Below are 15175 nucleotides of genomic sequence, written 5' to 3'. Positions count from 1 at the left end.
GGAGTTATGAAGATGGCAAAGGGGATTAGCAAATACTTAATAATTGCTGAACATTTATTAGAGCATTTAGGCGGAGTAGAAAATATTACGACGTCCACTCATTGTATGACAAGACTACGAGTAGCTTCGAAAGATCATTCAAAGGTAGACATAGAGGCAATCAAAAAGACAGAAGGGGTTCTAGGAGTTGTAGAAGAAGAAACGATTCAAATCATACTCGGACCTGGTGTTGTAAATAAAGTTGCAGCAGAGTTTGATAAACTGCTTGCGGCGGCCACTGATTTTGATCTGAATGAGGTAGCTTCAAAAAACAAATCAGAGATTGATAGAAAGAACGCAAAACCTTTTAAACTTTTTTTACGTAGAATCGCAAGTATTTTTATTCCGTTAATTCCTGCCCTTGTAGCTTCAGGATTAATAACTGGTATTACAAAAGCAATTGTTCAAGCGGAATGGCTTGCTGCAGACTCAAAATTAGCTATTATTTTAACTGTTATTGGATCGGGTCTGTTTGCTTATCTTGGAATCTTAGTCGGAATAAACGCCGCAAAGGAATTTGGTGGATCACCCGCGCTTGGGGCATTGGCAGGTATTCTTGTCATTAACCCTGGAGTTGCAGATATCTCATTGTTTGGGCACAATCTTCTTCCTGGTCGTGGAGGGTTAATCGGAGTTCTTTTTGCAGCAATCTTCATCGCTTTAGTTGAAAGGCAAGTAAGAAAATTTGTACCGCAATCTTTAGATATTATTCTCACACCTACCATAGCATTATTAATTACAGGTATCGTTACATACCTTGTATTTATGCCTGTTGGCGGTTATGTATCAGATGCGATTACAAAAGGCTTGCTAAATGTTCTTGATTATGGAGGAGTTGTAGCTGGATTTGTACTTGGAGCAACATTCCTTCCACTAGTAGTTACTGGGCTCCATCAAGGTTTGACTCCAGTTCATCTTGAATTGATCAACAAAATTGGAGATGACCCTTTACTTCCAATCCTAGCGATGGGTGGAGCGGGTCAAGTAGGAGCAGCGTTTGCAATATACTTTAAAACGAAGAAAAAAAGCTTAAAACGTGCAATCGGTGGGGGACTTCCATCAGGAATGCTTGGAATCGGTGAACCATTAATCTTTGGTGTAACGCTCCCGCTAGGACGTCCATTCTTAACTGCATGTTTAGGTGCCGGAATCGGTGGAGCATTTCAGGCTCATTTCCATATCGCTACCATTGCTGTCGGTGTTTCAGGACTTCCATTGTCATTCTTAGTTCATACGAATCAGATTTTATTGTACTTAACTGGAGTTATTATCTCTTATGTAGCTGGCTTTATTTTTACTTATTTATTCGGGTTTAAAGATGAAATGGCGGTTGAATTCAAGTAATTAGAACTAACTGAAAATGTATTTTACTCAAGTGGAAGGTGTTTTGAGGAAAAATCTAATCATTCAATGCACCTTCCAAGATGATTTCATCAAAGGCTTTATAAGTAGGATGTTTAACTAATATACAAGCAATAGTAAATATTGGCATATATGAGAGTAACTGCGATTTATAATCTCTACAAATCTTTAAAGAAAAGGGAGGGAAAAGATGACTAGAAAGAAATGGGAAGCTTTAACAGCTGTACTTTCAGTTTCAACTTTGACACAATGGAACTAGGTGCAACAAGAAGTTCCAGACAATAAAAGGAATACAAAGTGAGAAGTTTTGGTAACAGCGATACTAGTATTGACAGTCATTACCAACCTCCGATTGTTAAACATGACAAGGAAAGATTACGTTCGTTAAGCTAGCACCTTTCCAGAAAGCAATTGATAACAGTGTAGATATGATCATGACAGCTCATATTAAGTTCCCTCTCTTTGATGATACAAAGTTAGCAAATTAGATTGTCAAGAGATTATGGTTCCAGCCACGCTTTCGGTTTTACATAATCTGTACTTTTGGCAACATAATCTAAATTTGTATAAAAAATAAAAAATATGAGCTTCTTTTCTTTCTTCTCGATTTCCACTGTTTAGCCCTATTGAAGAATCCCCTTGTTTTATTGCCCAGTTTTCTGCTTCTTAAATAAGATTTTTACCAATTCCTCTTTTACGATAAGTGGAATCTACCACAAGCGTTACAACGACAGTAGTTGGATCCCCCGATTGTTTCACTAATGACTAATTCTGGAATAACATTTATAGTCGCTTTTCTTATTTCCATTCAATTTGCGCCTTATAGAATATGATTACTTTAATTAATATTTCTATTACATTACCTTCTTCAACTAAGTGCCATTTAGGACAAAAAAAGTGCGCCGAAGTAGTCCATCGTTTTGTAACAAACGCATGCGTAAATTGTATAAGGAAAAGTTTTTTACTTTATTTAAACTTAGAGTATAAATGAAAAATTTCGTAATATATTTCTGGTTTATCATTTCATTATTTTAGATTAAAATTTTAACATAATAAAAATATCTACTCATTCCCTCGTAAGCTTTTTCGAGAAAAAAGTCCACATAGTAAAATAATTTCTATTTTTGTTAAACACCAATAATTCTAACTTCCCCCTAAAAATTGAGTCTATATATTACTATTAGACAAAAATTTCAGAAAAATATTTTTCCAAACATATACAATTTTTCCGATATTTGCTATATCATTAAGATAATGTTAGAAACAATAAAATTTTATTAAAAATATTAGTAGAATAATAGTTTATTTAATATTTTGTTAATGTGGAATTAATATATTGTACATATTTGAATTTCTTGTATTTTAAAACTCTGTAAGTATAGAAAATATTGAGAAATTGTATAAGAGTAATATAAATAGTAACAATTCAGACATTATGTTACATCAACTAGCTTTAATGAATGAAGAAGTAGGTAATAAAAAGACGTCACTTACTTATTTCACTAAATTTACAAACTTGAATAGTAAAGATCTAGATTATTGGTTTGCAGTTAGAAAAGAAGTTAATACAAAGGTAATATTATTACAATCATAATTAGGTGGATTAGTTTTGAAAAAAATATTATTGGTTTTATTATTTGTAATTGGATTTATCTTCGCATTGGTTATTAAGCAAGTGTTTTTCACAGGTTTAAAATTAGAACATAGTAAGTATATTTACAATGCTACATTTATGTACAACAAAAGTGAAGAAAACTATTTACCAGTTAGTGTACAGACCGTGAAAGTAGCAAAAAAAAGTGTCGATGATTTATTAGGAACAAATAATAAAGATATTGATATTTTTATTTTGAATGAAAAAAAGTTTGAAAAAGTAGCATATCAAGACCTTATCGCAGGATTTTATGATGAAGAAAAAAATGCTATATACTTACGAACGTCTAAACCAAACTTGCCTATTTATTTTGAAAACACCCTTGCACATGAATATACTCATTTTCGTTTGATACAAGTATTAAAGTCAAATGATATTATATCCTCGAAACTTCCGTTTTGGTTTCATGAAGGTTTCGCTACTTATGTTGGAGAAAAAATACAAACGCAGTGGGGAGAAAACGTTGACAAATCTGAATTTCCACTTATCTCATTTGAACAATTAAATACTCATGAACAGTGGGATAAAGTAGGCGGTCCTTATCAGCAAAGTTACTTTGCTATTGAAGAGATTGTTGAAAGAAGTGGAAAAGAAGGTGTTTTAAACATTCTAAATGAGATGAAGAATGGAGAAGAATTTTATTCAGCTCTTCAGCATGTAACAAATTTAACTATGGTAGAATTTGAAAACCAAATACGTTTAAGAATTAAGCAATATGGAAATTCATAATTCATATTTGTAGAATATAAAGGTAAGGAAAGGAGAAGATAAGGAGATTACTTTTCACCTCTTTTCCTTTTTTAGTGAATTAAGATTATTAATGAGAAATAGTAAAGATAAAATTAACCAAGTATACATTTAGTAACTCCCCTCAAATTAAAATCCTTAAATTCAACAAAACTTGTCTACTTATAATTATTCTATTAAAAAGGATAATACGCTTTTTTAATTGAACTATACTGCCATGTGATTGTATAAGAAAATCAAATTTACATTCACAAAGCCTATTTTTCTAAAATTACCGAATAAACTGAAAAAGATATTGACGTGCCGATAGTATGATGATAGTATTTTTCTTCCAGTCAAAAAAAGTTAGGAGGGGAAAAATTTGATTACAGTAGATGGTTTAAGTAAATCCTTCAAGGTTGCGAAACGGTCTTCAGGACTTAGGCAGGCAGTGAAGGGGCTTTTTTATCGTGAGCATACGATTGTTGAAGCGTTGAATGATATTTCTTTCTCTATTGAACCGGGGGAAATCGTCGGGTATATTGGTCCGAATGGCGCAGGGAAGTCAACAACGATAAAAATCATGAGCGGAATATTGGTTCCAGATCGAGGGACGTGTAACATAATGGGATACACTCCATGGAAGGAAAGAGCTTCCTATGTAAAACAGATCGGTGTTGTTTTTGGGCAACGGTCTCAATTGTGGTGGGATGTACCCGTCATAGACTCGTTTGAGCTGCTCCGTGATATTTATAAAATTCCTCAAAACGAATATCAAGATAATCTTGATCTACTGATTGACACTCTCGATTTACAAAATCTGATTCATTCACCTGTACGACAATTAAGCTTAGGACAAAGGATGCGTTGTGAAATTGCAGCATCATTGCTACATAGTCCTAAAATTTTATTTTTGGATGAACCTACAATTGGGCTAGATGCTGTTTCAAAAATTGCCGTACGCGAGTTTATTAAAAGAATAAATAAAGAAAAGGGCGTTACCGTCATTCTTACGACACATGATATGAATGATATTGAAGCTTTAGCTGATCGAGTTATTTTAATTGGTAAAGGAAGTTTATTATTCGATGGTAACTTAAATGAATTACGAAAATATTTTGGGACTCATAAAACGATTACGGTAGATTACCGGGAGGACCAGAATCCATTTAAAATTCCTGGAACCACAATGATGTCATGGTCTCCTGAACGGGCAATTTTAAGTTTAGATACTGAACAAGTTAAAATATCTGACGTGATTTCCAGTTTATCTAGTAAGGTTGATCTACTTGATGTAACGATTGAAGCACAACCAATTGAAGAAATTATCGTTGGTCTCTACAAGGAGTTTCAAATATGAAGCCATATGTCTCTGTACTAAAACTACGATTATTGAACGGAATGCAATATCGTTCAGCAGCATTGGCGGGAGTAGCAACACAGTTTTTCTGGGGATTCATGTACATCATGATCTTTGAAGCTTTTTATAGTCAAACTGTACATTCTCAACCACTTTCTTTAAAAGAAATCATTACATACTTATGGTTACAACAATCCTTTTTAGCTTTCATCATGCTGTGGTTTCGTGATAATGAGCTTTTTGATCTGATTACAACTGGGAATATCGCATATGAGCTCTGTAGACCATGCGAAATATATGGATTTTGGTATTCAAAACTTTTAGCCCAACGCTTATCGAGTGCAATTCTAAGGTGTTTCCCAATCCTACTTGTCGCATTCCTTTTGCCTCAACCTTATAAAATGACGTTACCACCAAGTGTCTTAACCTTTGTGTTATTTTTGTTTGCCCTTATTTTTGGTTTACTTCTTCTTGTTTCGATTTCAATGTTCATTTATATTTCAGTTTTTGTAACAATGTCACCTATAGGCTCTTTACTACTGTTTGGGGTTTTTGGTGAATTTTTCTCTGGATTAACAATTCCAATTCCACTAATGCCGGCTTGGCTTCAGACATTTGCTTATTTCCTTCCATTCCGATGGACAGCTGATTTCCCGTTTAGGGTTTACTCTGGGAATATTCCTCAAACTGAAGCAGTAATTGGGATCGTTATACAAATTATTTGGTTAAGTTTACTTGTTTGGCTAGGAAGAATCGCTTTCAATAAAGCCTTACGAAGTGTCGTGGTCCAAGGAGGTTGACACTATGAAACTATATTTTAAATATCTTCTAATTCTCTTTAAATCTCAAATGGAATACCGCACTTCATTTTGGCTTTTAACTATCGGCCAGTTTTTAATCCCGTTCTCGATGTTTGCGGGTCTTTATTTTTTATTTGAACGTTTTGGACAAATTAAAGGATGGACTTTCTATGAGGTTGCACTTTGTTTTGCAATTATCCATATGGCATTTGCTTTAAGTGAATGTTTTGCTCGTGGATTTGACTCTTTCTCTAGTTTAATAGCTAGCGGTAGCTTTGATCGAGTACTTGTTCGTCCAAGAAGTACAATTGTTCAAGTTATGGGTTCTAAATTCGAGTTTACTAGAGTCGGTAGATTACTTCAGAGTTTAATTGTTTTGATTTGGGCATTAAATAATCTTTCCATCGAATGGAGCAGTATGAAAGTAGTAACCATTATTTTGATGGTTATTAGCGGGGTCTTTATTTTTACTGGAATCTTTATTCTTGCTGCAACGATGTGTTTTTGGACAATTCAAGGTCTCGAAGTAGTCAATATTTTTACTGATGGCGGAAGAGAGATGGCACAGTACCCATTAAATATTTATCTGAAATGGATAACAAAATTTTTTACATTTGTTATTCCTTTTGGATGTGTTAATTATTTACCTTTAATGTACATTCTAGATAAAACGGATGGGAAAGCATATCTATATATGTTATCGCCAGTAGCAGGGATTATTTTTATTATACCTTGTTTACTAGTTTGGCAAATTGGAGTGAGGCATTATCGATCGACAGGTTCGTAAAACTCTTTACATGATGGATCCGTTCAATTAGAGTTCCAATATTCTAGTTATTTGTGAAGCAAACTCTACCTTTTCTTTGATAAAATATTAGATATAAGGGGGAGTTAAGTTGAAAGTACAGATAGGTAAATATAAGGTTAACTTCTTGGTAATATATGTGATATTACTTGTATTGATGTTTAGTATCATATTTTCACTAATGTTTTTATTACATGTATCTCACTTGAAAGTTTTATTTGGAGGATTTTCTATTTTATTGCTAATTGTTTTAGCTTTTTACTGGATGGACAGTAAAAGCTTTCATAACAACTTAGGTCGTATACGAAGGACATACTATACGTTGTATTTAATCGTCATGGCAATTGGAGTAATAACTAGTAATCTAGATTTTAAGAATTGGAAGTTACTTACAGAAATTTCAGCTTTAGTAGTTTTTATAGATTTAGCTGTATTTCTATGTCCAAACATTTTAAAAATTTGGAGTGCAGAGTTTAAGTATGAAGATGAAGTTCGTGAGGCTTTGACAGAGAGTAAGCAAATGATTTTAAAAAGTGCCAAAAAAGCAGAAAACTTCTCTAAAGTCATACAAGAAACCGTTGTTTCCTTTGATAATAAACCTCTTCCACAATCAAGAGAAGAGTATGTTAATCAATTATCGGAATATCTGAAGCTATATAGCGATACATTCGGTATTGCCATCACTATATTTATATTTGACTCACCAATTAGCGAGGAAGATAAGCAAAATAAAATTCAGTCCCAGATTACTAAGATGAGTATTAGACATGCAATAAACTTGTCAACAAATGAAGAAGATAAAAAGAATATGATAAAGACTTTTTCTTATGGTGAAACCATTATTTTAAAAGAGGAAAAACTAATTTCTATACCTTACTTCGGAAATTATTATAGCATGATTGTGACATTAGAGGCAGGAGATGTAGCGGTCGATGGGATTGATGCTTCTTATATTTCAAACTTGTTATATATTTTTGATTGGTATATGGTTGATTTAGAAGAGGATGATGAATAATTATAATTATTATGATAAGATATGAATGAACACATCTAATAAAACAGGAGGGGTTATCATGTCAAGTATAAGTGGACAAGCAGTAAGTGAACTTCGTAGATCTGCAGGTATTAAGCGAAGAAAATCTAAGTCTAACGCCCCTACAGAAAACTCCTTACGACCAAATACACAAGTAGCAGTTGTTGAAGGATTTAGAAATGTTCTTAAAGCTAACGCTAAAGCAGAAAAACTTACATATACAAGGTAATTTCATTAAGCAGGGGATGATTAAATTCCCTGCTTTTCTTATGCATAAATGCTTCTTTTCCTGTATAGGATTGGTATTAAAAGATTGTACAGGAGGGGCATTATGGGATTAAAACGAAAAAATAAAAGAAAATCCACTCAACCACACACAAAAGTAGTCGATTTTGGAATGGGTAAGACATTAGCTAAAATTGAAAAAGCCATTCGGATTTTAGAAAAGAAATAGTATTAAGATTATTTGGATAGGCTGTCTAATGTACTTCCCAAATAATAAATATATAATTGAATTAAAAGGATTAAAAAAACAATGAAAAAACAAATTAAAGTAGTTGGAGCTGTCATCAGAAACGATCAAAACCGAATACTATGTGCTTTACGTTCACCAGAAATGAGCATGCCAAATAGCTGGGAATTTCCTGGTGGAAAAATAGAGAAGAATGAGAAACCTGAAGAGGCTTTGGTTCGTGAAATACAAGAAGAATTAGGCTGTGAAATATCTGTAACTGAACTAGTTCATGATGTAATTCATGAGTATCCAAATATAATTGTAAATTTGATAACTTACGAAGCAAAGATTATAAGCGGTAAGCCAGTAGCTAATGAGCATGCGAAGATAGTATGGAAAGAAATCTCTGAGTTAAAAGAACTTGAATGGGCCCTAGCTGACCTTCCTACGGTTGACAAATTGATTAGATAAAATATCAATTACTATATGTCGAACGAATGATATAAGAAATATTTCTTTGGAAATTGAATTTCTTTCCATATCCAATATAATTATAAATAGCAACTATAGTGTACATACTAGATGAGTTAAGGAAAATTCTTGTAAATCATAGGAGGAAACTATGGGAAGATTAGTTCATTTCGAAATTCATGTTGATAACATGGAACGTGCAAAGAAGTTTTATGGAGAGGTATTTGGTTGGACGTTTCAAGATTGGAGTGAATATGCAGGAATGCCATACTTTGGTGCAGTGACAGGCAATGAGGACGAAATGGGAATTAACGGTGCCTTAATGCAACGCCAAAGTGCTCCTCCTGAAGCAAACCAACCATTAAATGGATATGCATGTACCATGGGAGTAGAAAATTACGACGTTACGGAAGCTAAAATTGTTGAAAATGGTGGCAAAGTAGCAATGCCTAAATATGCACTGCCTGGAATGGCATGGCAAGGATACTTCAAGGACACTGAAGGTAATATTTTTGGAATTCATCAACCTGATGCTAATGCGAAGTAATTATTTATGGATTTGATGAATAATTCATGAGTTAGATTTGAACAATCATTTAAATATTTATAGGAACAAAAGTCAACTGTCGGTAGTTGGCTTTTTATTAATTCTTAACTTTTGGTAACAATTGGGGATGATGAAACAGCAGATTCTATTAAAATTGTTCAAACACAAAATTGCCATATTACCCTTCTTATTTAGGATATTTTTCATGATATTCTTAAATTGCAATAATTCATGATAATAACAGGTAAGAAAAGGAAAAACCGATGAAAAAAATAATTATTATTACGGTGTTAATCGTCATTCTTTTTACAAGTGGGTATCTATTCTCAAAAAGCAAGACATTCGAAAATTACACAAACAATATCAATGACTTAATTAAATTAAAAAAAGAAAATGATTATCTAAATGAAAGAATGAGCAATGAAACATTTTTAAAAGCTAATATAACTGAACTTACTATCGAAAATAAAGAATTAAAACTACTAAAAGAAAGACTAAATAAAGAAAGTCAAAAATACAAAACTGAAGTAGCAATCGTTACAAAAAGAGATTTTGATACATGGAACAGCTTTGTAGAAATAAATAAGGGATCAAAAGATGGAGTAAAAATAAATACAAATGTAATAACTTCTCAAGGCTTAGTACGTAAAGTAATCGAAGTTTCGAATCATACTTCAAAGGTAGATTTATTAAGTGCAAATAAATATACCTCATATATATCAGTCCAACCAAAAAATAATCATCAATTACAAGGCCTAATTAAAGGGGCAGATGAGAAAACTGGCTATTTAAAAATGACTCTTTTCAATGTAAATGATCAATTAAAAGCTGGTGAAACCATTGTTACCTCTGGTCTAGGAGGAATCTATTTACCAGGTATTGAATTAGGTAAAGTAAAGGAAGTTAAAATTGATAATTTAGGTCTAAATCAAACAGCATATATTGAACCTTTATATGATTTAAACGACTTAGAGTACGTTATTTTATTGTTAAGTAAAAAATAAAAAGGAAGAAAAATAGGAAAAGAGAACAATATTATAGTTGTTCTCTTTTTGAAGTTAAATATCAGTAATAATAATAGTACATAAATAAGTAGGTGCTTGCTATGTTACATTTTAAGGAAAGGATTCAAAAATTTGAATATAAACTAAACGATACTGATGATCAAATTATTGAGTTTATTATGAATAACAAAGAAGAAGTTGTTGGCTACTCTATACAATATTTAGCTGCTCAATTGTATACTGTTCCAAATACAATAACGAGATTAACAAAAAAATTAGGCTTTGATGGATTTTCTCAAATGAAGATTAGTTTAAAAGAGGAGATTATTAAGCAGAATGTTTTTACTGAAGAGGATAGTCTATCTTTTAACATTCATAAAACAATAGGATTAATTGATCAAAATAAGTTAGCTCTCACTACGAAATTAATTCAAGAAGCACGTATGGTGCTTTTCTTTGGCGTAGGTGATTACAGTTTGTGCCGTTGTTGCATTTACTAAATCTAATAACAATAGTCCATCTTCATAATGTTTATAAACGTATAACTCTATGTTTCTGTTAATTTGTTCTACGGCATGTCCATCGTATTTAGTAAACCCGCCTGCTATGCAAAGAAAACGAGGGCTACTCCAGTCAATAGCGTTTGATACTTCTTCACCGTATCTACGCATTACCATAAGTTCAAACTCCGCTTTATGGTCTAATAGCCAATCTAAGTAAAATAAACCTTGATTTATTACATTCTCATTAATTGATCGCTTATATTCAATAATTACGGGTGAATTGTTTTCATCAATACCTAGGGTATCAATTCTGCCTGAGTGGCGTTTACCCGTACTATGTTCGGAGGCTAAAAAGCGTACGCCTAAAAATGTATCTAAATGCCGTTCAATAATGTGTTGTAACGATTTTTCTACGGCAACTGATTGTCCTGTTAATTCAACTACGGTATCACCGTTTAACCTAAAAATTTTTATATCGCCCAAACTTATTTCCCTCCTATAAGCTAGTACTATTATAGCATTTACATTTGGTAAAATCTTCATATTAAAAATAGAAAAAGACTATTTTATATTATTCCGAAATTTGACTTATTAACGCTTGTCATATTAGGTACAACGAGCTAATACATTCAAATTAGGCGCTAAAAATTAATTGCGGGGGTGCTACGTTTGGAAAAGAAATGGTTTACGGTAATCTACTATACAACCGTTGTAGACGGTAGCGGTTATTCCGAAGAATGGAGTATATCAAAAGGTAAATTTAAACGTTATGTGCAAGCGGAGAGTAAAGAAATGTTAATAATGCAAATTAAAAAGGAATGCGAATTAAGCTAGAAGATAGTTATAGTATGGACCTAATAAACCCTAAATCAATTGAGCTCGTAAGTATCCGACATGGTAAAAATGACTATGCTTAAAGGTGGGTTTAAAGTAAGCAAACGGTAAGGGTGTAGTTAATACGCCCTCTTTTTTTATGCATTAAACACTCCGTAATTCACGTTATTTCAACCGACATTGAACGTAATGGGTAACTCCTATGTTGTTGCTAAGAACTTTTCAGCTCATAAGGTTAAAGGATAATAATAGAAAGTTTGTGAAATAGTGTACTTCAACTAACTCATGCTTAAATTGAATAATAAGATCGGCTGTATAGTCGGTTTATTTATTGCATTAAACCAGCAAAGGACTGCCATAAATAGAACGTGACGGAGCCTAGTTGAACCTCTTTTGGTAATACGATTTATTGTGGCATTGAACTTACCAGACTGAAATACACTAGGATCAACTCCAGCGAAGGCTACTAATTTTTTAGGATGATTAAACCGTTCTATTTCACCAATTTCAGAGAGTATCGTTGCAGCGATTTTTTCTCCGATACCTGGGATAGACTGGATTATCTTATATTATTCGATATCTTTAGCGAGTGTAGCTATTTGTTCCTCTAAGATAGATAGGTGCTCTTGGTATTGAAGAAGCATTTGAATAAACATATTTGGACTGATTAAATGAACTTTGGTAAATAATTTTATCAAAAGGATTATTCATGGCAGCTTCTTTCAATTTAGCTGTTTTTTTAATGCCTATTGGTAAGAACGTGTTTTACATAATGAACGGATCTTCTCAGCTAAATTCACTTCACATTCTATTAAAACTTTTTCAGAAGTGGGAAATTCATTTAATAGATTTAAAGATACTTTAGAAAATAAATCACCAAATACGCGTCTATATTCAGGGAATACTTGATCTAACATAGTGTGAAATTGTAGCTTTGCTTGGATCTGAGTACTGTGTCAACTTATCAAAGCCGTGCTTGCAATTATTGATTCATGCAATAAATCATGAGTGTAATAGAACTCAATCGACAATTAGTCACTATTAAGTTACGTTGTATACAACGTAATTCATTATAAAGGAAAGTTTGTAACTCGGCTCCCGTTAATTGTAAGGAACTAGCTGCTTTTTATTTGGGTGGCTTTTCTTATTGAAGTAACGGGCAGTTTAGAGGAAAAGAGTAATTAAATAATATTTGCCAGCTAAAATTTAGTAATCTAATATATAAAGAAGAGAAATATAGGAGGATTTACTAATGAGCACTCATGAATTTGAAATGAACATAGATGGAGAAATAATCAGATGGGCAGAAAAATCACACGCACAAATCTTCCGCAACTTCTGGCAGTTCTTCATGGAAAAAGATTTACAAAAAACAATTGAAACAATCGATTTTGCAGGAATCCGTACTTCCAATTTTGAATACTTCGTAGCTAAAAATGGAAGTAAAAAGAAAAATATCTTTGTAAAAGATAATTACTACGTTTACACCCACTTAACGCCATCCGCAATGCAAAAAGTATATGAAAAATTCATTCGAGGCTGGGAGGATATTTATAAACAACCGAAGGGCGAAATGCTTATCGTGGAACAGGAGGAAACGCCTGAGGAACTGCACACGGAAGAAAAGCCAAATTTGAAAAATATTTATGAAAAAAGCCATGCAATTGCTTCGGTTCAGGCGAATCATGACTTACATCATAGTTCTCTAGTTATAGAACCTTCCGTTACAAAATTACATAATGAAACAGAACCATTAAGAATTCTTTTTGGTCATTCGGCCAACAGTAATGAACCATTGTATTGGCATCCAACTACGACGAGTAAAATCATGCATACGAATACAGGTATAATTGGCACGATGGGAACGGGTAAAACTCAGTTTACTAAATCGCTGATTAAACAGATACATGATGGTGCTCTATCTAATGTAAATGGAACACCTATTGATATTCTCATCTTTGATTATAAAGGTGACTATATCAAAGAAGACTTTATAGAAGCGACAAACGCTACAGTGTATCATCCATATCACCTTCCGTATAATCCGTTAGCTTTATATAGGGGAAAACAGCTAAAGCCGCTATTGCCTTTGCATACAGCTAGTACCATTAAAGAAACAATTGCTAATGCTTTTAATCTAGGTATAAAGCAACAGCAGTTATTAAATGATTTAATCATTGAAGCTTATTCACAAGCTGGCATTCATAAGGCTGATATGGCTACATGGGATCTGGTACCACCTACATTAAATAATGTATTTGAACGATTGATGAATCGGGAGGATGTAAAAGAAGATAGTCTTTATGCAGCACTAAAACAAATATATGATTTTGAAATCTTTTCTCCCAATAGTGAGGATACTAAGTCCTTATTTGACATGATACAAGGTGTATCGGTTGTAAATCTGGCCGGTTATGATCCAAGTGTTCAAAACCTAATCGTAGGAATCACGTTGGACACCTTCTATTCCCAGATGTCTACAAAGGGACACAGTACCATTCAAGGAGATTATCGTGAATTAACAAAAATGATACTTGTTGATGAGGCGGATAATTTCATAAGTCAAAACTTCTCTTCTTTAAAGAAAATTATGAAAGAAGGAAGAGAATATGGCGTTGGTGTCATCCTTTCAACCCAATTCTTAGACCACTTTGCAACGGCAGATAATGACTATGCTCAATATATACTGACTTGGATTATCCATAAAGTACCAACTATTAAAAAGAAGGAAGTAAAAGCGATCTTCAGTCCAGAGAATCAGGCTGAGGGTGAGCAAATTGTTAATAAGATCGCGCAACTTCAAAAACACTATAGCCTAGTCACGTCTGTTACCAATAATAGATACGAAATGATGGAGGATATGGCGTTCTGGAAGCTTCTAAATTAAAAATTCTAAATTTATACTTTATGCAGGGTGTGCTTTAGAATGGTTAAAAAATACGTGTAATGAATAATACGAGAAATTGAACGCCGTAGATTTTAACGGCGTTCTTTTTCAATGAATTCGATACTAACTCTGAATCGTCACGCATACGAAATTCGTAAACAACTTCAAACAGTAAATTCGTGTGATTGTCAGTATCAGCTAATCAACCAAATTATAAACGTTAGTTAGTTCACAACTTTTTTGTTAAGTTAATAAAGGAATTTGTGCGACCAGCATGTACTTCATATAAAATAACGCAAGCGTTATTCGAACAAAACAGTAGTTGAGAGATCAACATTGTAAAATTTTCTATGATTTCTTCTTCAACTTCAAAATTGTACAATTCACCCTACCTCATAATAAAGCTTTACATTTCGATTGCACAAAAATTGCACAGACTTTTTTGAAACAATAGAATTATAGGAATTACAATGAATAAAAATTTAGCGACCGCTTGATTTACAGGACTTAAATGAACTAAAATATTCACATTATTGTATAATACTCGTACTCTGTATTTGACAGAGTAGGGGTCTCACTAGTTTTTTATATCCTAATTGAATTATCCTTAAAAAACAGCTCTTAATTCCTTTACGTAGAAGGAGTTAAGGCTTTTTTTTTAAGTTTTTATTTTATCTAGTTAGGAGAAATAATATT

The 15175-nt window shown here is 32.9% G+C and carries 15 protein-coding genes and 2 pseudogenes; 15 read left to right on the top strand and 2 right to left on the bottom strand.

Annotation, left to right across the window (positions count from 1 at the left end; genetic code table 11):
- Positions 1 to 12 precede the first annotated feature (12 nt).
- From BM319_RS10445 to BM319_RS10390, 13 genes are all read left to right on the top strand, one after another.
- A complete protein-coding gene (locus BM319_RS10445; RefSeq protein WP_069034296.1) occupies positions 13 to 1383 on the top strand; it encodes a PTS transporter subunit EIIC in 1371 nt (456 codons plus the stop codon).
- A gap of 392 nt (positions 1384 to 1775) precedes the next feature.
- Positions 1776 to 1889, top strand: coding sequence for a glycoside hydrolase family 3 N-terminal domain-containing protein (locus tag BM319_RS25320; RefSeq protein ID WP_439097787.1), 114 nt, complete (start codon positions 1776 to 1778; stop codon positions 1887 to 1889).
- A 1121-nt stretch (positions 1890 to 3010) separates the two neighbouring features.
- Positions 3011 to 3784 carry a hypothetical protein gene (locus tag BM319_RS10435; protein WP_091022511.1) on the top strand — a complete coding sequence of 258 codons (774 nt, stop codon included), beginning with the start codon at positions 3011 to 3013 and terminating at the stop codon, positions 3782 to 3784.
- Between the two features lie 379 nt (positions 3785 to 4163).
- Positions 4164 to 5141, top strand: coding sequence for an ABC transporter ATP-binding protein (locus BM319_RS10430; RefSeq protein WP_091022508.1), 978 nt, complete (start codon positions 4164 to 4166; stop codon positions 5139 to 5141).
- The gene (locus tag BM319_RS10425) at positions 5138 to 5941 is read left to right on the top strand and encodes an ABC transporter permease (RefSeq protein ID WP_091022506.1); all 804 of its coding nucleotides are present in this window, start codon (positions 5138 to 5140) and stop codon (positions 5939 to 5941) included. Before BM319_RS10430 ends, BM319_RS10425 begins: the two co-directional genes overlap by 4 nt.
- A 4-nt stretch (positions 5942 to 5945) precedes the next feature.
- Positions 5946 to 6728: an ABC transporter permease gene (locus tag BM319_RS10420; protein ID WP_091022504.1), complete on the top strand. Its 783-nt coding sequence runs from the start codon at positions 5946 to 5948 to the stop codon at positions 6726 to 6728.
- Positions 6729 to 6837: 109 nt separating this feature from the next.
- Entirely contained in the window at positions 6838 to 7761 is a 924-nt protein-coding gene (locus BM319_RS10415) for a type II toxin-antitoxin system SpoIISA family toxin (RefSeq protein ID WP_091022501.1), read from the top strand.
- 58 nt (positions 7762 to 7819) lie between these two features.
- Entirely contained in the window at positions 7820 to 8008 is a 189-nt protein-coding gene (locus BM319_RS10410; protein ID WP_069034290.1) for a hypothetical protein, read from the top strand.
- Between the two features lie 102 nt (positions 8009 to 8110).
- Complete coding sequence (locus BM319_RS25085) at positions 8111 to 8233, top strand: hypothetical protein (protein ID WP_286143721.1); 123 nt, start codon at positions 8111 to 8113, stop codon at positions 8231 to 8233.
- 81 nt (positions 8234 to 8314) lie between these two features.
- Complete coding sequence (gene mutT, locus BM319_RS10405; protein WP_091022499.1) at positions 8315 to 8704, top strand: 8-oxo-dGTP diphosphatase MutT; 390 nt, start codon at positions 8315 to 8317, stop codon at positions 8702 to 8704.
- 151 nt (positions 8705 to 8855) lie between these two features.
- A complete protein-coding gene (locus BM319_RS10400) occupies positions 8856 to 9251 on the top strand; it encodes a VOC family protein (protein ID WP_091022497.1) in 396 nt (131 codons plus the stop codon).
- A gap of 263 nt (positions 9252 to 9514) precedes the next feature.
- On the top strand, positions 9515 to 10255 hold the full coding sequence (gene mreC, locus BM319_RS10395; RefSeq protein WP_091022494.1) for a rod shape-determining protein MreC: 741 nt from the start codon (positions 9515 to 9517) through the stop codon (positions 10253 to 10255).
- Positions 10256 to 10356: 101 nt separating this feature from the next.
- Entirely contained in the window at positions 10357 to 10755 is a 399-nt protein-coding gene (locus BM319_RS10390; RefSeq protein ID WP_091022492.1) for a MurR/RpiR family transcriptional regulator, read from the top strand.
- Here the strand turns inward: BM319_RS10390 and BM319_RS10385 are convergent.
- A pseudogene (locus tag BM319_RS10385) lies at positions 10726 to 11241 on the bottom strand (PDDEXK family nuclease); the annotation flags it as partial. The gene BM319_RS10390 and the pseudogene BM319_RS10385 overlap by 30 nt on opposite strands.
- Before the next feature lie 186 nt (positions 11242 to 11427).
- Here BM319_RS10385 and BM319_RS24685 point away from each other — a divergent pair.
- The gene (locus tag BM319_RS24685) at positions 11428 to 11592 is read left to right on the top strand and encodes a hypothetical protein (protein WP_175495595.1); all 165 of its coding nucleotides are present in this window, start codon (positions 11428 to 11430) and stop codon (positions 11590 to 11592) included.
- 350 nt (positions 11593 to 11942) lie between these two features.
- On the opposite strand, the pseudogene BM319_RS10380 reads toward BM319_RS24685, so the two are convergent.
- A pseudogene (locus BM319_RS10380) lies at positions 11943 to 12536 on the bottom strand (transposase); the annotation flags it as partial.
- Positions 12537 to 12844: 308 nt separating this feature from the next.
- Here BM319_RS10380 and BM319_RS10375 point away from each other — a divergent pair.
- Positions 12845 to 14479 carry an ATP-binding protein gene (locus BM319_RS10375; protein WP_217648345.1) on the top strand — a complete coding sequence of 545 codons (1635 nt, stop codon included), beginning with the start codon at positions 12845 to 12847 and terminating at the stop codon, positions 14477 to 14479.
- Positions 14480 to 15175: the final 696 nt, after the last annotated feature.

The organism is Bacillus sp. UNCCL81, from assembly GCF_900112535.1.
Lineage (GTDB): Bacteria > Bacillota > Bacilli > Bacillales > Bacillaceae_G > Gottfriedia > Gottfriedia luciferensis_B.
This window is presented reverse-complemented; position numbering and strand designations above follow the sequence as displayed.